Origin of the sequence: Streptomyces sp. NPDC000229, assembly GCF_040300825.1 — a bacterium.
Taxonomy (GTDB): domain Bacteria; phylum Actinomycetota; class Actinomycetes; order Streptomycetales; family Streptomycetaceae; genus Streptomyces.
In genome coordinates, this window is the sequence record NZ_JBEPEL010000045.1 from 19,532 (window position 1) to 37,126 (window position 17,595).

The following is a 17,595-nucleotide window of genomic DNA, read 5'->3' on the forward strand; positions in this document are numbered from 1 at the left end:
GCCGCGCGTCGCTCTTGTCGCTCTTATCGCTTGAGGTCCGCCACGAACGCGGACCATGCGGCGGCCCGGAACACGAGCTTCGGGCCGGTGGGGTTCTTGGAGTCACGGACGGGGACGAGGTCGGGGTGGCCATCGGCGACTTCGAGGCAGTCGCCGCCGCTGCCGCCGCTGTGGGTCGACTTGCGCCACCTGGCGACTTCGAGGCAGTTGCCGCCGTCCCCGCCGCTGTATGTGGACTTGCGCCACTCAAGGATGTCGATCTTCATGGGCGTAATCCTCCGCCACTGATGTGATCAGGGCCAGGGATTCCCTGGGTGACAGTGCGCTGGCCCCGAGGAGATCGTAGGACAGTTCGTAGTGTTTGACGGTGGCGGGGTCGTCCTGCAACTGCCCCGTGCCCAGCCCTTGCAGGTACGCGAGCGGTGGTGCGTCGTCGAAGGCCATCAATTTGAGGGCGCCTTCGAGCGCCATGTGCGCGCCTGCCTCGAATGGCAGGACCTGCACGATCACCCGGTGGGCGCGGCCCAACTCCGCAATGTGTTGGAGGGCCTCGGCCATCACCGCCGGGCCGCCGACCTCTCGTCGCAGGACCGCCTCGTCCAGAACCGCCCAGAACAGCGGCTTCGTTGGGTCGTCGAGGATCCGCGCGCGGGCGAGCCGCGCCTCGACCAGGCCGTCGATGGCGTCTTCCGTCGCGGTGGGCTGGTACGCGCGGAACACCTCACGCGCGTACCGCTCCGTCTGGAGCACGCCCGGGATCAGCAGCGGGGCGTACTCCTTGATCGACGTCGCGACCGCTTCCGCCTCCGCCGCTTCCGCGAAGTGATCGGGGTATCGCGACTTGTTGGCGGCCTCGCAGTTCCGCTGGAAGAACCCGTTCGTGCCCAGTACGTCATCGATCTGTGCCGCGAACTCCGGTTGCATCCGCCGCGTGCCGGCCTCCAGCTGGCCGATGAACGAGCCGCTCACGAAGAGCTTCTCGCCCAGCTTCTCCTGGCTGAACTCGGCCTTTTCGCGGGCGTGGCGCAGTTCGGCGCCGAGCAGTGCCCTGGGCGAGGAGGACGGGTCGAGATCCTTCGGACCGGGCATGTGTCAACTCCCGTTAGCACAGATGGGGTTGTTGGGCCGCCTTTGTGTTCAGACTAGCCGCGAATCGACCACGCTGTGTACAGAACCCGAACACTCAGCGTGGAGGTGCCTGGTCATGGGGACGCGATCCGTGGAGCAAGTGGTGGACCAGCTGCGGGACGAACTCGGCAGGGTGGGCGTGACCCTGCCGTCCCTGCGGGTCGACCCGGTGTCGGCCGCGAGTGACGTGCCGTACCCGCTCGTGGAGCTGGGGCGCTGCAACGTGGACACCGCCATGCGCCTGGTCGCCGTCCTGCACGAGGCGCGGCGATGAGCGCGCCCGAGTACATGATCGACGGCCGGGACGGGCGGATCGGTGAGGTCATGGGCCGCGTCGGCGGCTATGTGCAGCTGCGTCCGCTGGGCGGCGGGCGGGAGTGGGACTGTCCGCCGGACGCCCTGTCGCCGGCTCCGCCGGGCGAGGTTCTGCGAGCGCGCGTTCGGGAGTTGAACAGACAGGCCCGCCTGCCGTGAGGGTGCCGGGTCCGTGCGCTGCTCACACGATCGTGGGACGCTGAGGAAAGGGGCGCTTCCCCGGCGCCCCGTCGATCTACATTCGCCTTCCTCAGGCCACGGGAGAAGGGACCCGCGATGACAGCCGCGACGGTCGAGAACGACCCGGCCCCCGAGACCCCCCCTACGTGGGAATTCATGCTGGACGCCTGGCGTGGGCTGGACGTGCCCGAGGGCTGGCGCGCCGAGATCGACAAGGGGAAGATTTTCTTGGTACCGCCGCCACACGCGCACCACAACGGCATCGCCGAGGTCGTGCAGCGCCGCCTCTACAGGGGGCTGCCCGACGAACTGGGCATCTACCAGACCCTCGGAGTGCACATCGCGCCGCTCGACAAACTGTACGTTCCCGACCTGGTCGTGATGCCGACCGACTTGATCGCTGCCGCCGACCCGGACACGTACGACCCCGTCGACGCGTCCGAGGCCCTGCTGATCGTGGAGATCACCTCCAAGAACAACGCCACGGACGACCGGACCAGGAAGTACCACGCCTACGCGCGCGCCCTGGTCCCGATGTACCTGCTCATCGACCGGTACGACACCCGTGGCGCGATGGTCACCCTGTTCGCGGACCCGCAGGACGGCACGTACAAGCAGTCCGAGCAGGTGCCGTTCGGGAAGGTGCTCACCCTGCCCGAGCCGTTCGGGGTCGCGCTGGACACGGCGGCGTTCCCGGGCGGCGCGGGGGCCGGCGCGTAACGTCCGTGCCGCTTCTCATGCGACTCTCACCGGGGGCTTAACCCCCCATCACGCCGCGTCCATAGCTTTCGCGGCATGTTCTTCACCTATCTCCGGCGCGAGTTGCGCCGTCGACGCAAAGCGGCGCTGGTCGTCGCCTCGGGGCTCGCCCTCGGAATCGCGCTGGTCATCGTGGTCGACTCGGTCACGGCCGGGATGAACCGGGCCCGGGGCAAGGTGTTGGAGTCGCTGTACGGGCTGGGGACCGACATGACGGTCACCAAGGCCGCCTTGCCGCCAGGGGAAGGCGATGCCGTTCGGCGGCCCCGGTTCCGGTTCGACGCGAGCGGGGAGGGTGGCGGGGCACAGAGCCAGGACGTCGTCATGGTGCAGGGGTTCGAGACGCTCGCCGCCTCGACCGTCGTGAAGGTCGCCGGACAGGACGGGGTGGCGGACGCCGTCGGTGGGCTGAACGCACGGGTGTTGAAGGTCGACGGGCAGTTCAAGCGCGGCGAGGCGCAGTCGGGGAAGCCTGGTCAGGGCGGTGGCCGGGTACAGGGGGGCGGGGCCGACTTCGGGGTCGACTCGTACACCGTGTACGGGACCGATGTCGCCCACCTGGGGCTCGGGCCGCTGACGTCGTCGGAGATCACCTCCGGGCGTACGTTCACGGCGGCCGAGACGTCCGCCAAGGTGGCCGTCGTCGACAGCGCGTACGCCAAGGAGCAGGGCCTGGCCGTCGGGGAGAGGCTGACCGTCTCCGGTACCGCGTACCGCGTCATCGGCGTCGCGACCGCCGACAGCGGGGACGCCGCCGCCGACGTCTACCTGCCGCTCGCCGAGGCGCAGACGCTCGCCGACGCCAAGGGCAAGGTGACGACGGTGTACGTCCGGGCGACCGACTCCCAGCGGATCGAGGACGTCAGGACCGCTGTACAGAAGAACGTTCCGGGGACCACCGTCACCACGTCCGCCGACCTCGCCGACACCGTCTCCGGGTCCCTGTCGACCGCCTCCGGCCTGGCGGCGGGAGTGGGCACCTGGCTGTCGATCGTCGTGCTGGGCGCGGCGTTCGTCGTGGCGGGGCTGCTGACGTCGTCGGCGGTCAGCAGGCGGGTGCGGGAGTTCGGCACCCTCAAGGCGCTGGGGTGGGGGAGCGGGCGCGTCACCCGTCAGGTGGTCGGCGAGGCATTGGTCCACGGGCTGATCGGCGGAGCGCTCGGGATCGGCGTCGGGCTGGCCGGGGCGTGGGCCGTCACGGCGTTCAGCCCGACGCTGACGGCCGAGCTGGGCGGGGACGCCGGTGGCGGCGGACAGCGGTTCGCCGGGGGGCCGGGCGGTGGCGGGCCGGCGGGGGACGCCGCGACCCGTGCCCTGGACATCGCGCTCACCGCGCCCGTCTCCCTCACCACCATCGCGCTCGCCGTGGCCCTCGCCGTCGCGGGCGGTCTTGTCGCGGGCGGGTTCGGCGGATGGCGTGCCTCCCGGCTGCGGCCCGCGGACGCGCTGCGCCGCATCGCATAGATCCCTCACCAAGACTGGAGTTGTCAGCACATGTACCAGCTCAGTGGCGTCACCAAGCGCTACCGGCGCGGCAAGGAGACCGTCCAGGCCCTCGACGGGGTGGACCTGATCATCGAGGACGGCGGGCGGCTGGTCATCCAGGGCCCGACCGGCGGCGGCAAGTCCACGCTGTTGCAGATGCTCGGCGGCCTGGACCGGCCCACGGAAGGGCGCGTGCTCCTGGACGGCACCGACCTGGCCACGCTGCCCGAGGCGCGGCTGACGCGCCTACGGGCGGAGAAGATCGGTTTCGTGTTCCAGGGCTTCAACCTGGTGCCGACGCTCACCGCCCTGGAGAACGTGGAGACCGCCCTCGTACCGCTCGGGCTGAAGGCCGCCGAGCGGCGCGAGCGGGCGGCGGAGGCGCTGGTCGCGGTGGGGCTGGGGGAGCGGCGGTGCCATCTGCCCGGCGAGTTGTCGGGCGGGCAGCAGCAGCGCGTCGCGATAGCGCGGGCGCTGGTGAAGCGGCCGGCGGTGCTGCTGGCGGACGAGCCGACCGGGAACCTCGACGAGTCGATGCGCGACGAGATCATGGACCTGCTGGAAGGGCTGTGGGAGGAGAACGGGCTGACGTTCGTGATGGTCACCCACGACACGGCCCTGGCCCGGCGCGCGCCCCGGCTCGCCGTGATCCGCAAGGGGCGGGTCACGATCAGGGAGCAGGTGGTGCGCTGAGCAGCGGTTTGCCGATGCCGAAGAGGTACGTGGCGGCGAACCCGGCCACGTACCCGGTGAGCAGCCCGCCCGCGTAGACGGCGACGGTGGTCATGGCCAGGCCCCGGTCGCCGTCGAGCAGCGGGAACAGCGCCCAGCCGGACGGGCCGATCGCCGTGGAGCCGACCTTGTCGCCGAGCATGTTGAACAGCCCGATGAACCCGCCGCCGAACGCCCCGCCCACGCACGCGGTGATGAACGGCCTGCCCAGCGGCAGCGACACGCCGTAGATGAGCGGCTCGCCGACTCCGAGGAGCCCCGCGGGGAGGGCGGACTTGATGGTGCGGCGGAGGTCGGTGCGGTGGCGGAGGCGTACGTAGACGGCGGCTGCCGCGCCGACCTGGCCCGCGCCGGCCATCGCGAGGATGGGCAGGAGGACGGTGTGGCCCTGCTGCTCGATCAGGGTGGTGTGGATCGGGATCAGGGCTTGGTGCAGGCCCAGCATGACGAGGGGCAGGAACAGCCCGCCGAGTACGAACCCGGCGACCGCCCCGGCGTGCGCGAGGAGCCAGTCGGCGGCCGTGCCGATGGCCGTGGACACCCCACCCGCGACGAACATCAGGCCGTAGACGGTGACCAGGCCGGACACCAGCACGGTGAGGGTGGGCGTGACGAGTACGTCGAGGGCCTCGGGGACGTGCCGTCGGCACCACTTCTCCACGTGGACGGCGAGCAGGGCGGCGGCCAGGGCGCCCAGGACGCCGCCCTGGCCGGGGGAGAGCTGCTGGCCGAAGGCCTCGACCCTGGCGACGCCCGCGTACACGATGATCGCGGCGACGGCACCGCCGAGGATCGGCGTACCGCCGAACTCCTTCGCCGTGTTGAGGCCGACGAACACGGCGATCAGCGCCATGAAGCCGGAGGCGATGGCGGCGAGGGCGGGGGTGAGGGCGGGCAGCCAGTGGAGGTTGAGGAGCAGGCCGTTGAAACCGGCGATGATGCCGCAGCCGATGAGGGCGGGGATGAGCGGCACGAAGATGTTCGCGACGCGACGGAGGAGGAGCTTGGCGGGGGTGGCGTTCCGCTCCTTCTGGGCGGCCTTGATGGCGGCGCCCCGGGACTGGAGGAGGAGTGCCTCGAACTCGGGGGTGACGCGGGCGACGGTGCCGGGGCCGAGGACGATCTGGTAGGTCGTACCGTCCTCGACGACGCCGAGGACGGCGGGGTGGGCCTTGAGCGCCTCGTCCTGGACGAGCGTGCGGTCGAGGAGGCCGAGGCGGAGGCGGGTCATGCAGTGGGCGACGGAGGTGACGTTCGCGGCGCCGCCGACGAGGGGGAGGAGGGCGGTGGCGGTGGCGCGGGGGTCGTGTGCGGGTGCGGTCATGGCGCGGATGGTGCCAGGGGGCGGGCGGTGTGCGGCGGGTGCGCGCCGCTGGGTGGGTCGGGCCCCGCCTATTGGTCGAGTGCCGCTCGCAGGTGGCCGCCCGACTTGGTGAGGAGCTGGGTGGCCGTGTCCGGGTCGACGCCCGCCAGGAGCGTGAGGATCGCGGGCTTGACCTCGCCGTCCGTTGCCGTGAGGGCGGCTTCGATCTCGGCGTCGGACGCGCCGGTGGCGAGGGCGACGATCCGGTGGGAGCGGGCGCGGAGCTTCTCGTTGGAGGCGCGGACGTCGACCATGAGGTTCCCGTACGTCTTGCCGAGCCGGATCATCGTGATCGTCGAGATCATGTTGAGGACCAGCTTCTGGGCGGTGCCCGCCTTCAAACGGGTGGAGCCGGTGAGGAGTTCGGGGCCGACGACGACCTCGATGCCGTGCTCGGCTGCGGCCGCGAGGGCGCTGCCCGCGTTGCAGGACAGGCCGATCGTCAGGGCGCCCTTGCGGCGGGCGTGTTCGACCGCGCCGATGGCGTACGGGGTGCGGCCGGAGGCGGAGATGCCGACGACCGTGTCGTCGGGGGTGAGGGACAGGGCGTCCAGGTCGGCGGCTGCCAGGTCCTTGGAGTCCTCGGCGCCCTCGACCGCCTCCAGCATGGCGGCCGGGCCACCCGCGATCAGGCCGACGACCTGGGTGGGGGCGGTGTTGAAGGTGGGCGGGCATTCGCTGGCGTCCAGGACGCCGAGCCGCCCGGCCGTGCCGGCGCCCGCGTAGACGAGACGGCCGCCGTGCGCCATACGGTCGGCGGTGGCGTCGATGGCGGCGGCGATACGGGGCAGCTGGCCGGCGACGGCGCCGGGGACGGACCGGTCCTCGGCGTTCATCAGGCGGGCGATCTCCGCGGTGGGCAGGCGGTCGATGTCCGCGAGCTCGGGGCGGAAGGCTTCCGTGGTGAGGGCGGACAGTTCGGAGGGGTTCATGCGGGCGTGCTCTTTCGGCCGGTCAGCGGGTGCGGGGTGAGTGGCGGTGCGCGAGGGCCTCGTACGACGCGGAGAGCGCGGGGGCGGCCGTGTCGTACGTACGCTGCGTGACTCCGGTGAACAGGCAGTCGATGACGAGGAGCTGGCTGGTGCGGGAGGACATGGCGGCGGGGCGCAGTTCGCTCTCGCGGGCCGTGGAGGTGGTGAGTATGTGGTCGGCGTACTGGGAGACTGGGCCGTCCGGGCGGCCGGTGATCGCGACGGTCGTCGCCCCGTGGTCGAAGGCGACGCGGAGCGGTTCTATGACGTCGCCGGTGGAGCCCGAGTGGGTGATGGCGATGGCGACGTCGCCGGAGCGGAGCTGGACGGCGTTGGTGACGGCGAGGTGCGGGTCGCTGTGGGCGTGCGCGACCAGCCCGATGCGCAGCAGCTTCTGGGCGAGGTCCTGGGCGACGAGGCCGGAGGCGCCGACGCCGTAGATGTCGGTCCGGCGGGCGGCGGCCAGCGCGGTGACGGCGGCGCCGAGCTGGATGGTGTCGAGTCCGGCGGCGGTGTCGGCGAGGGTCTGCTGCTCGTCGTGGGCGAGCTTGGCGACCACGTCCGCTATCGGGTCGTCGACGGCGATGTCGGCGGTGACGGAGGGCGCCCGCCCGGACTGCTGCTGGGCGGCGAGCCCGGCGAGGGCGAGGCGCAGGTCGCGGTAGCCGGGGTAGCCGAGGAGGCGGGCGGTGCGGACGACGGTCGCCTCGCTGGTGCCGGTGAGCTCGGCGAGGCCGGTGACCGTGAGGGCGGCGCAGCCGGCGGGGTCGGCGGCGACGGCTTCGGCGACGCGCTGCATGGAGCGGGTCATGGACGGTCCGAGGGTGCGGACCTTGGCGGCGAGGGCGGCCGGGGCCGGGGCGGGGGCGGGGGCGGCCTCCCCGCCGGGTCTGCCGTTGCTGAAAATTTCCTTCACGATTTTCGTCACATCTGAAAGGTATTTTCAGCCCGGTGGGCCGTCAACCCCTCCGGACCTGGGGTGACAATGGCTCCATGGACGCCGTAGACCCCCTGGAGCAGGCCCTGCACGCCGCGCGGGCGCTGGTCCTCGCCGACCTCATGGCGCGGAAGGTCGCCGAGGCCGAGGTCGTCTCGCTCGTGGAGAACGCGGTGACGCACCGCCGCTGGTGGGTCGAGCAGTGGCCGGAAGGCATCGAGTACGTCGCCGGGCTGGTCGCGCAGGACGTCCAGGACGCACTGCTGGAGCGGTACGGCCGCTGGCCGCTGTGCCCGGTGTGCAGCTCCGGCGACCCGCACGCGCTGGACGTGGAGCCGGAGCTGGGCCCCGACCCGCACTGGGTGTGCGGCAAGGCCGGTGTCGTGGTGGCGCGGGTCGGCGGCCTTACGTGACGGTCTACATCGACCCGCCGAACTGGCCGGGCCACGGCCGCATGTGGTCCCACATGGTGAGCGACGTGTCGTACGACGAGCTCCACGCCTTCGCCGCCCGGATCGGCGCCCCGCCCCGCGCCTTCGACGGCGACCACTACGACGTGCCCTCCGAGCGGTACGCGGACGCGGTGGCGGCGGGCGCGATCGAGGTGGGCTCCAAGGAACTCGTACGCCGGCTCACGGAGTCGGGCCTGCGGCGCCCGAAGCGGCGGGCGACTCCCTGAGCGAGTTGTCCGACCGGGTCACCACCCGGGACGTCGAGGTGTGCAGGCGCAGGGCCACGGCCGCCGCCGCGAGACCCAGGAGCGTCATGGCCGCGCCCGCCCAGGCCGTCGACGGGAAGCCGAGGCCCGCGTCGATGACCGTCCCGCCCAGCCACGGGCCGCCGGTGTTGCCGAGGTTGAACGCGGCCGTCGTGGTGGCGCCCGCGAGGGTGGGGGCCGCGCCGGCGACGTTGAACATCCGGGCGTTGAGCGCAGGGGCGGTGAAGAACGCCGAGACACCGAGCAGGAAGGCGAGAACGGTCGTGGCGACCGGGCTGGACGCGAACACCGCGAGCGCCACCAGGAACAGCGTCGACGCCGTGATGCCGCTCAGCATCACCCCGAACAGGTGGGCGTCCGCGACCCGGCCGCCGACCGTCGTGCCGACCAGCGCGCCGATGCCGAAGAGGGCCAGCACGGTCGGCACCCAGCCGGAGTCGAGCCCCGCCACATCGGTGAGCAGCGGCGCCAGGTAGGAGAACGCGCAGAACACGCCGCCCGCGGCGAGCGCGGTGACCGCGACCGCGAGCCAGACCTGCCGGTCGCGGTAGATGGTCAGCTCGCGCTTCAGCCGCGGCTTCTCGGCGGGCAGGGGGATGCGCGGGATCAGGGTCACCACGCCCACCAGGGCGATCGCCGAGGCGGCGCCGACCGCCCAGAACGCGGAGCGCCAGCCCAGGTGCTCACCGAGGAACGCGCCGGCCGGGACGCCGAGGACGTTCGCGATGGACAGGCCGCCGATCATCACCGCCATCGCGCGGGCGCGGGACCCGACCGGGACCATCGCGATCGCCACGGCCGCGCCCACCGCCCAGAACCCCGCGCAGGCGAGCGCGCTGACCACGCGGGACGCGAAGAGGATCCCGTACGACGGAGCGAGCGCCCCCACGAGCTGCCCGACGCCGAACGTGCTGATCAGCGCGATGAGGGTGGTCTTGCGCGGCAGCCGCAGCGTGGCGACCGCGAGGAGCGGCGCGCCGATCACCATGCCGATCGCGAACGCGGATATCAGCAGGCCCGCACGCGGGATCGACACGCCCATGTCGTCGGCGATCGGCGGCAGCAGCCCGGACAGCATGAATTCGCTCGTGCCGAGCGCGAAGACGGACAGGCCGAGGATGTAGACGGCGAGGGGCATGCGGGTGCGTTCGGCGGATGACGGCATGCCAGGGGTCAACGCGCCGGTGATCCCTTACATTCCCGGGGCGCCGGTCTCCAGCAGCTTCAGTTCCGTGGTCAGGTTCTGCCGGGCCCTCTCCTCCCACACGCGGGCGCCGTGCGGCGTACGGAACAGGCACGGCAGGCCCAGCAGCTGCCGCAGCACCGCCGCGCGGCCTTCGCGGAACGCGTCGTCCGGCACGAAGCCGTACTCCTCCCGGACGGCCGCGGCGTAGGCGGCGTACGCGTCGGGCGCGGCGGCCAGGACCGCGAGGTCCGCGTCGCACAGCACCTCGCCGTTGCGGTCGCCGTCCGCCGGGTCATGGGTGACGGTCAGCCGGACCAGGCGGGCGACCTCCGCCGTGTCCGCCTCCCCGATGCCCAGCTCGGGCAGGGCGCGCTCGGCGAGCCGTGCGCTGCGCTCCTCGTTGGTGGACCGCTCGGGGAGGTAGACCGCGTCGTGGAACCAGGCGGCGAGGCGTACGAGGTCGGGGTCGTCGGCGTGGTCCGCGAGCTCGTCGACGCGGTCGAGGACCGCGAGGAGGTGATCGGTGGTGTGGTACCGCCGCTGCGGCTCGGCCCAGCGGGCGAGGAGGTCGTCGGCGTACCGGTCGGCATGGGGAGCGTCACGCACGGCCGACGCCCAGCGGCGGCGGAGGTCATCGTGGGCGGGGTGAGCGGGAAGGGACGCCATGGGGGCCATTGTGCCGGGTGGGCCCGCGCCCCCACCCACGTCCCGCGGCCGTCGTACCACCGGGGTGGGGCCGTGCAGGGTCGCCCCCGCAGGGGCCGGCGGCTTCGGCGGGGCTCCCTGACGCGTGACCCGAGGCCGCCGGCCCCGAGGAGGTGAGCCCGGAGGGGCCACGCCCCACCCCCACCGGCAGCCCACCGGGGCCGCACCGGCACAACGCACCGCCCCCGGGGCGAACCGGAACAACGCACCGCCCCTGGGGCGAACCGGGAACAGGCACCGCCCCTGGGGCGAACCGGGAACAGGCACCGCCCCCGGGGCGAACCGGAACAACGCACCGCCCCTGGGGCGAACCGGGAACAGGCACCGCCCCGGTCCGTTGTGCCCACCCGTTCCGCCCTGCGGAACGACTGCCCACAACGGGAGGGGGTGGGGTGGGAGGAGCCCCCGCGGAGCGACTGCCCACAACGGGGGTGGCGGGGCGACCGCCCTGCGGAACGACTGCCCACAACGGGAGGAGGTGGGGAGCCGCCCTGCGGAACGACTCCCCACAACGGGAGGGGGGTGGGGTGGGAGGAGCCCCCGCGGAGCGACCGCCCACAACGGGGGTGGCGGGGCGACCGCCCTGCGGAACGACTGCCCGCCACGGGAGGGGCGGGGGCGGCCGCCCTGCGGGACGACGGCCCGCGACGGGGGCCGGGGGTCAGGCTCCGGCGTCGATCGCCGTGCGCCAGGTGCGGACCGCGGTGGGGGAGACCGGGGCCGACCAGCCGGAGGGGCGGGCGGCGCCGCCGATGTGGAAGGCGGTGGCGCCACCGGCGAGGAGCTCCGGGACGTGGTCCAGCCGGAGGCCGCCGCCCACCAGGAGCTGCGGCTCGTAGCCCGGTTCGCCGCGCCGCGCCGCGGCGGCCTCGGCCAGCAGGGTCGGCAGGCCCTCGTCGACACCGGCCGCCGAACCGGCCGTGAGGTACGCGTCCAGGCCCGGGAGGTCCGCGAGCTGCTTGCGCGCCGCGTCCCGGTCGACCGCCCGGTCGAGGGCCCGGTGGAACGTCCAGCGGCAGCCCTCCAGCTCGGCGACCAGCCGCTCGACGGCCACCAGGTCCACATGGCCGTCGGCGTCGAGGAAGCCGAGGACGAACTCGTCGGCACCCTCCTCCCGCAGCTCCCGGGCCACCCGTACCAGCGCGTCGATGTCGCCCGCGGCGAACCCGTCGGCCAGGCGCAGCATCACGCGCAGCGGGATGTCCACGGCGGCGCGGATCCGGCCGTAGGTCTCGCGGGACGGGGTGAGTCCGTCCGCGGCGATGTCGGTGACCAGTTCGAGGCGGTCCGCTCCTCCGGCCTGTGCGGCGATCGCGTCCTCCGCGTCGAGGGCGATCACCTCCAGGACTGCACGGTTGCTCACTGACGACTCCATTCGCTACAGGTCTAGTCCAATGCCAGCCTAGTGCGCGTGCACCGTGAAGGCGGCCGTACGCACCTTCCCGTCGTGCTTGAAGTCCAGGAAGAGCCGGTACGCGCCCGTGCTCGGAGCCGTCGCCGTGAACGACACCTCCGGCCCGGCGGGTCCCTCGTGCGGGTGGACGTGCAGGTAGGCGAGGTCGCCGGCGCGCAGTGCGACCAGGTGGCCGTACGCGCCCAGGTACGGCTGGAGGTCCGTGACCGGGCGGCCGCCCCGGCTGATTCTCAGCGTCAGCTCGCTCGCCCGCCCCGGCGCGGGTGTACCGGCGAGCTCGACGCGGTAGCCGTCGACCTCCGCCGCCCGACTCGGCGCCGGCAGCGCCGCCGGGCGGTACGCCCCCGCCACCGCGAGGTCCGCCCCGAGTGTCAGCGCCTTGCCGCCCGCGGGCGTGAAGTCGGCGAACGCCCGGTAGTCACCGGCCTCGGGCAGCTCGACCGGGGTCGACCAGGTGCCGTCGGCTCCCCGCACGGGGTGCAGGTGCCGGTACACGGTCAGGTCCCGCGAGGCGAGGATGAGGTGCAGTTCCTTGCCGTGCTCACGCTCGTAGGCCGTGACGGTGCGCCCGTGCGCGTCCCGGATGGTGAACCGCAGCTCACCCCGCTTCCCGGCCGTGAGGGCCGACGGCTCCAGGGCGAGGGTGTGGCCGCCCTCCGAGACCTGGAGCCCGCCGGGGGTGACGGAGGCCGCCGCCGGTGGCGTGTCGTGGCCTCCGTGCCGCGCGGCCGGGCGCTCTTCCGCCGCGACGACCGGGCCGACGCCTTTCCCCACCCCGTACGCCGTGCCGAAGGTCGCGGCGAGCGCGGCGGCGAAAGCGGTGATCTTCACTCCGGTGTTCATGGCGACTCCCGTGGTCATAGGGCTGGGACGTGCGTTCTCCCATGCCCGCCACCATACCCCCCTGGGGTATCAAGTCAAGTCAGTCGATCGCTTGCCTCCTGATACCCCCTGGGGGTATACATGGACCCATCGAGGACGACATACCCTGTCGGGGTATCAATCGGCGAGGAGCAGCACCCATGAGCACCACGACGACGACACCCGGCCCCGCGGCCGAGGTCGAGCTCGCCATCGGCGGCATGACCTGCGCCTCGTGCGCGGCCCGTATCGAGAAGAAGCTCAACCGCATGGACGGCGTCACCGCGACCGTCAACTACGCCACCGAGAAGGCGAAGGTGACGTACGCCGACGGGGTGCGGGTGGCCGACCTCATCGCCACCGTCGAGGCGACCGGCTACACCGCCGAGGAGCCCGCGCCCCCGGCGCCCGAGGTCCACGAGGAGCGGCAGCCCGACGAGCTGCGTCCGCTGCGGCAGCGCCTCGTCACGGCCGTCGTCCTCTCCGTACCCGTGATCGCCATGGCCATGGTCCCGGCTCTCCAGATCGAGTACTGGCAGTGGCTCTCCCTGACCCTGGCCGCGCCGGTCGTCACCTACGCCGCCTGGCCCTTCCACCGCGCCGCCTTCACCAACGCCCGGCACGGCGCCGCGACGATGGACACGCTCATCTCGGTCGGTACGTCGGCGGCGTTCCTGTGGTCGCTGTGGGCGCTGTTCTTCGGCACGGCCGGCACGCCCGGCATGACGCACCCCTTCGAGCTGACCATCGCCCGCAGTGACGGCGCCGGGAACATCTACCTGGAGGCCGCCGCCGGTGTCACCGCGTTCATCCTGGCCGGCCGCTACTTCGAGGCCCGCTCCAAGCGCAAGGCGGGCGCGGCGCTGAGGGCCCTGCTGGAGCTGGGCGCCAAGGACGTCACCGTGCTGCGCGGCGACCGGGAAACCCTGATCCCGGTGGGGGACCTGCGGGTCGGCGACCGTTTCCTGGTCCGGCCCGGCGAGAAGATCGCCACCGACGGCACGGTCGCCGAGGGCACCTCCGCCGTGGACGCCTCCATGCTCACGGGCGAGTCCGTGCCGGTCGAGGTGGGCGTCGGCGACGCCGTCACGGGCGCCACCCTCAACGCCGGCGGCCGGCTGGTCGTCGAGGCCACCCGGGTCGGCGCCGACACCCAGCTGGCCCGCATGGCGAAGCTGGTGGAGGACGCGCAGAACGGCAAGGCCGCGGCCCAGCGCCTCGCGGACCGGATCTCCGCCGTGTTCGTGCCCGTCGTCATCGGCCTGGCGCTCGCCACGCTCGGCTTCTGGCTCGGCAACGGCTCCGGTCTCACCGCCGCGTTCACGGCCGCCGTCGCCGTACTGATCATCGCCTGCCCGTGCGCCCTCGGCCTCGCGACGCCCACCGCCCTCATGGTCGGCACCGGGCGCGGGGCCCAGCTCGGCATCCTCATCAAGGGCCCCGAGGTCCTGGAGACCACCCGCAAGGTCGACACCATCGTCCTCGACAAGACCGGCACCGTCACCACCGGCAAGATGACCCTGCTCGCCGTCCACACCGCCGAGTCGACGGACGAGGCCGAGGTCCTGCGTCTCGCGGGCGCCCTGGAGCACGCCTCCGAGCACCCCATCGCCAAGGCGGTGGCCACGGGCGCGGCGGAGAAGGTCGGCACCCTCCCCACCCCCGAGGACTTCGCCAACATCGCGGGCCTCGGCGTCCAGGGCGTCGTCGAGGGCCACGCGGTGCTGGTCGGCCGCGAGCGACTGCTGGCCGACTGGTCCATCGGGCTGCCGGCCGCCCTGGAGCGCGCCAGGCACGAGGCGGAGGCCGCCGGCCGTACCGCCATCGCCGTCGCCTGGGACGGCGAGGCCCGCGCGGTCCTGGAGGTCGCGGACGCGGTCAAGGACACCAGCGCCGAGGCGATCGAGCGCCTCCGCGCTCTGGGCCTCACGCCCATCCTCCTCACCGGCGACAACCGCGCGGTCGCCGAGGCCGTGGCCGCCGAGGTCGGCATCGACGAGGTGTACGCCGAGGTCATGCCGGAGGACAAGGTCGACGTGGTCAAGCGCCTCCAGGCCGAGGGCCGCTCGGTCGCCATGGTCGGCGACGGCGTCAACGACGCGGCCGCCCTCGCGCAGGCCGACCTCGGGCTGGCCATGGGCACCGGCACGGACGCCGCCATCGAGGCGGGCGACCTGACGCTGGTACGCGGCGACCTGCGCGCCGCCGCCGACGCCATCCGCCTCTCGCGCCGCACCCTGGCCACCATCAAGGGCAACCTCTTCTGGGCCTTCGCCTACAACGTCGCCGCCCTGCCGCTCGCCGCCGCGGGGCTCCTCAACCCCATGATCGCGGGTGCGGCCATGGCGTTCTCGTCGGTCTTCGTGGTCGGCAACAGCCTCCGGCTGCGCGGCTTCAGGGCAGCGGCGTAGCCGCCCGGGGCTCCGTGCCCCGCCCCTGGGGCCGGAGCCCCGACGGGCCCACCGGCGTGGGCGGCCCACCGTGGGCGCGACCCGACGGGCGGTCCCCGTCGGCAGGGGGCGGGCACCACGCCCCGTCCGTGTGAGGCAGCCCGCTGAAGGCCCCGCCCACAAGGGCCGGCCGCCCGCGTGGACCCGGTGGGGTCACCCGAGCGGGGGCGGTTCCGTGCCGGGGCCGGACGGGGCCTCGCCCCGTCAGGCCAGCTGCGGCGGCAGCGGCGCCGTGTGCAGGACCGTCAGGCCCGAGACCGCCCTCGTCAGGGCCACGTACAGGCGCCGCAGACCGGTGCGCTCGTCGGGTTCCCCGTCGACGACCGCCGCCGGCTCGTCGAGGACGACGTAGTCGTACTCCAGGCCCTTCGCCAGCGACGCCGGGACCAGCGTCAGGCGCGACCGGGCCGACGTCTCCTCGCCCGGGGCCAGCCAGGGCAGGCCGGCCTCCCGCAACGCCTCCGCCAGCACCGGAATCCGCGCGTCCGCCGCGATCAGGCCGATCGAGCCCTCGTGCCGGAGCGAGTCGCGGCACGCCGCCACCACCGACGCGCTCAGGTCCTCCACGTGCCGTACCTCCAGCGAGCCCGGCGACTCACGCACCGACCGCACCTCCGCCAGCCCCGGCGACATGTGCGGCAGCAGCCGCGACGCGTACGCGATCACCTCGCGAGGCACACGGAAACCGGCCGTCAGCTCCTCCACCACCGCGTCCGGCTTGCCCAGGTGCGCCAGCGCGTCCGCCCAGCTCGCCGTCGCCCACGGCGTGGTGCCCTGCGCGAGGTCGCCCAGCACGGTCGCCGAACCGGTCGAGCAGCGTCGCCCCACCGCCCGGTACTGCATCGGTGACAGGTCCTGCGCCTCGTCCAGGACCACGTGGCCCAGCGACGGCGTGCGCTCCACCAGGTCGGCCGCCTCGTCGATCAGCACCGCGTCCGCCGCCGACCACTTCGCCGACCTCACCGAGCGCGGCGGCTTCGTCCACAGCACGGCCTTCTGCTCCTCGGCGGACAGCAGCCCCTCCGCGTGCTCCGCGAGGAACTCGGCGTCGGACAGCAGCCGCAGCACCAGCTTCGCCGGGTCGACGGCGGGCCACACCGCCTTGACGACCGCCTTCACCGCCGCGTTGCGCGCCACCGCGTCCTGCACCCGGTCGTCCGGCGCCTCGCCCGCCTGCTCCATCCGCACCAGCACCGCGTGAGCGATCCGCTGCGGAAGGGCGTCCCGCGCGGCCCCGTACCGGATGTCCCGGTCGAGCAACTCGCGCACGATCTCCTCCAGTTCGTACGCGGGCACCCGCCAGCGCCGCGAACCGCGCACCACCATCAGCGGCTCGGCCGGCAGCGTGACGTGCGACCGCACGGCCCGCCGCAGCACCTCGGCCATCCGGGCGTCGCCCTTGACCACGGCCGCCACGGGGTCGTCGGCGCCCCGCACCTCGACGTGCGCGACCAGGTCGTCGACGGTCGCCTGCTTCACCTCCAACTCACCGAGCGCGGGCAGCACCTGCTCGATGTAGTGGAGGAAGGACCGGTTCGGGCCGATCACCAGTGTGCCGGTGCGGGCCAGCCGCTCCCGGTGCGCGTACAGCAGGTACGCCACCCGGTGCAGGCCCACCGCCGTCTTGCCCGTCCCCGGCCCGCCCTGCACACACACCGTGCCGCCGAGCCCCGACCGTACGATCTCGTCCTGCTCGGGCTGGATGGTCGCGACGATGTCCCGCATCGGGCCCACGCGCGGCCGCTCGATCTCCGCCTGGAGCAGCTTGGACGCCTTCTCCGCCTCCGCCGGGTCGGACAGGTGCTCGTCCTCGTACGCCGTGAGGTCCCCGCCCGTGTACCCGAAGCGCCGCCGCAGCGCCACGTCCTGCGGGTCCTTCTTCGACGCCCGGTAGAACGGCTGCGACACCGGCGCACGCCAGTCGACGACCATCGGGTCGCCGTCCGCGTCGTGCACGTGCCGCCGCCCGATGTAGAACCGGTGCCCTTCCTGCGTGGTGGGCAGGTAGTCCAGCCGCCCGAAGAACAGCGGCGTGTGGGAGAGATCGGCGAGCGCCTTGATCCGTTCCTCGATCTGCGACGACAACACGGCGGCGTTGACCCAGTTCGCGGTGACGTCGCGGATGTCCAGGGCCTGGACGTCCTGGCGCATGGCGCGCAGCGCGGCGCGCGAGGCCGCGAGATGGGCGCGCTCCTGGGAGAGCGGATCGGGCACGGCGAAGCCTCCGGGGGTCGTACGCGGGGTGACGGCGGGCCGACCGGTTTCCGACCGGAGGGCGGCGCTCCACGAGAGGGAGGCGGGCAAGGCCGGCGATTCTAGCCACGCGCCGAAGGAGCGGCGAGCGAATATCCGACCCGTAGGGGATGCCGTATGCCTGGAGTCGTACGCGGA

18 protein-coding genes are annotated in these 17,595 nt (G+C 73.2%); 8 read left to right on the forward strand and 10 right to left on the reverse strand.

The window, feature by feature from the left end:
* Nucleotides 1–23: 23 nt before the first annotated feature.
* Together ABT360_RS21550 and ABT360_RS21555 are read right to left on the reverse strand one after the other, a co-directional pair.
* A complete protein-coding gene (locus tag ABT360_RS21550) occupies nucleotides 24–266 on the reverse strand; it encodes a DUF397 domain-containing protein (RefSeq protein WP_351818754.1) in 243 nt (80 codons plus the stop codon).
* On the reverse strand, nucleotides 247–1,089 hold the full coding sequence (locus tag ABT360_RS21555; protein ID WP_351818756.1) for a helix-turn-helix domain-containing protein: 843 nt from the start codon (nucleotides 1,087–1,089) through the stop codon (nucleotides 247–249). The genes ABT360_RS21550 and ABT360_RS21555 overlap by 20 nt, the downstream gene beginning before the upstream one ends.
* Nucleotides 1,090–1,204: 115 nt before the next feature.
* On the opposite strand from ABT360_RS21555, the gene ABT360_RS21560 reads away from it, so the two are divergent.
* From ABT360_RS21560 to ABT360_RS21580, 5 genes are all read left to right on the forward strand, one after another.
* Entirely contained in the window at nucleotides 1,205–1,402 is a 198-nt protein-coding gene (locus ABT360_RS21560) for a hypothetical protein (protein WP_351818759.1), read from the forward strand.
* Nucleotides 1,399–1,602 carry a hypothetical protein gene (locus tag ABT360_RS21565; protein WP_351818762.1) on the forward strand — a complete coding sequence of 68 codons (204 nt, stop codon included), beginning with the start codon at nucleotides 1,399–1,401 and terminating at the stop codon, nucleotides 1,600–1,602. Before ABT360_RS21560 ends, ABT360_RS21565 begins: the two co-directional genes overlap by 4 nt.
* 117 nt (nucleotides 1,603–1,719) lie before the next feature.
* Nucleotides 1,720–2,343: a Uma2 family endonuclease gene (locus ABT360_RS21570; RefSeq protein WP_351818765.1), complete on the forward strand. Its 624-nt coding sequence runs from the start codon at nucleotides 1,720–1,722 to the stop codon at nucleotides 2,341–2,343.
* Between the two features lie 75 nt (nucleotides 2,344–2,418).
* Complete coding sequence (locus ABT360_RS21575) at nucleotides 2,419–3,846, forward strand: ABC transporter permease (RefSeq protein WP_351818768.1); 1,428 nt, start codon at nucleotides 2,419–2,421, stop codon at nucleotides 3,844–3,846.
* 30 nt (nucleotides 3,847–3,876) lie between these two features.
* Nucleotides 3,877–4,560, forward strand: coding sequence for an ABC transporter ATP-binding protein (locus tag ABT360_RS21580; protein ID WP_351818771.1), 684 nt, complete (start codon nucleotides 3,877–3,879; stop codon nucleotides 4,558–4,560).
* Here ABT360_RS21580 and ABT360_RS21585 read toward each other — a convergent pair.
* The 3 genes from ABT360_RS21585 to ABT360_RS21595 all read right to left on the reverse strand — a co-directional run bounded on the left by ABT360_RS21585 (nucleotide 4,538) and on the right by ABT360_RS21595 (nucleotide 7,861).
* Nucleotides 4,538–5,923, reverse strand: coding sequence for a PTS transporter subunit EIIC (locus ABT360_RS21585; RefSeq protein ID WP_351818774.1), 1,386 nt, complete (start codon nucleotides 5,921–5,923; stop codon nucleotides 4,538–4,540). The two genes, ABT360_RS21580 and ABT360_RS21585, sit on opposite strands and share 23 nt — an antisense overlap.
* Nucleotides 5,924–5,991: 68 nt before the next feature.
* A complete protein-coding gene (murQ, locus tag ABT360_RS21590; protein WP_351818777.1) occupies nucleotides 5,992–6,894 on the reverse strand; it encodes an N-acetylmuramic acid 6-phosphate etherase in 903 nt (300 codons plus the stop codon).
* A gap of 22 nt (nucleotides 6,895–6,916) precedes the next feature.
* A complete protein-coding gene (locus tag ABT360_RS21595; protein WP_351818780.1) occupies nucleotides 6,917–7,861 on the reverse strand; it encodes a MurR/RpiR family transcriptional regulator in 945 nt (314 codons plus the stop codon).
* A gap of 65 nt (nucleotides 7,862–7,926) precedes the next feature.
* Between ABT360_RS21595 and ABT360_RS21600 the strand changes: the two genes are divergently transcribed.
* Nucleotides 7,927–8,283: a hypothetical protein gene (locus ABT360_RS21600; RefSeq protein ID WP_351818783.1), complete on the forward strand. Its 357-nt coding sequence runs from the start codon at nucleotides 7,927–7,929 to the stop codon at nucleotides 8,281–8,283.
* Nucleotides 8,280–8,549: a DUF4031 domain-containing protein gene (locus tag ABT360_RS21605; RefSeq protein ID WP_351818786.1), complete on the forward strand. Its 270-nt coding sequence runs from the start codon at nucleotides 8,280–8,282 to the stop codon at nucleotides 8,547–8,549. Before ABT360_RS21600 ends, ABT360_RS21605 begins: the two co-directional genes overlap by 4 nt.
* Here ABT360_RS21605 and ABT360_RS21610 read toward each other — a convergent pair.
* From ABT360_RS21610 to ABT360_RS21625, 4 genes are all read right to left on the reverse strand, one after another.
* Nucleotides 8,503–9,726 (reverse strand): Cmx/CmrA family chloramphenicol efflux MFS transporter, encoded by a 1,224-nt coding sequence (locus ABT360_RS21610; RefSeq protein WP_351818845.1) that lies wholly within the window; start codon nucleotides 9,724–9,726, stop codon nucleotides 8,503–8,505. The two genes, ABT360_RS21605 and ABT360_RS21610, sit on opposite strands and share 47 nt — an antisense overlap.
* A gap of 54 nt (nucleotides 9,727–9,780) precedes the next feature.
* Nucleotides 9,781–10,440, reverse strand: a complete 660-nt coding sequence (locus ABT360_RS21615; protein ID WP_351818789.1) for an HD domain-containing protein — start codon at nucleotides 10,438–10,440, stop codon at nucleotides 9,781–9,783.
* Between the two features lie 700 nt (nucleotides 10,441–11,140).
* The gene (locus ABT360_RS21620; RefSeq protein ID WP_351818792.1) at nucleotides 11,141–11,842 is read right to left on the reverse strand and encodes a copper homeostasis protein CutC; all 702 of its coding nucleotides are present in this window, start codon (nucleotides 11,840–11,842) and stop codon (nucleotides 11,141–11,143) included.
* Nucleotides 11,843–11,881: 39 nt separating this feature from the next.
* Nucleotides 11,882–12,736, reverse strand: a complete 855-nt coding sequence (locus ABT360_RS21625; protein WP_351818795.1) for a hypothetical protein — start codon at nucleotides 12,734–12,736, stop codon at nucleotides 11,882–11,884.
* A gap of 179 nt (nucleotides 12,737–12,915) precedes the next feature.
* On the opposite strand from ABT360_RS21625, the gene ABT360_RS21630 reads away from it, so the two are divergent.
* The gene (locus ABT360_RS21630) at nucleotides 12,916–15,165 is read left to right on the forward strand and encodes a heavy metal translocating P-type ATPase (RefSeq protein WP_351818798.1); all 2,250 of its coding nucleotides are present in this window, start codon (nucleotides 12,916–12,918) and stop codon (nucleotides 15,163–15,165) included.
* A 243-nt stretch (nucleotides 15,166–15,408) separates the two neighbouring features.
* Here ABT360_RS21630 and ABT360_RS21635 read toward each other — a convergent pair whose 3' ends face one another.
* Nucleotides 15,409–17,355 carry a HelD family protein gene (locus tag ABT360_RS21635; RefSeq protein WP_351818848.1) on the reverse strand — a complete coding sequence of 649 codons (1,947 nt, stop codon included), beginning with the start codon at nucleotides 17,353–17,355 and terminating at the stop codon, nucleotides 15,409–15,411.
* Nucleotides 17,356–17,595 lie beyond the last annotated feature (240 nt).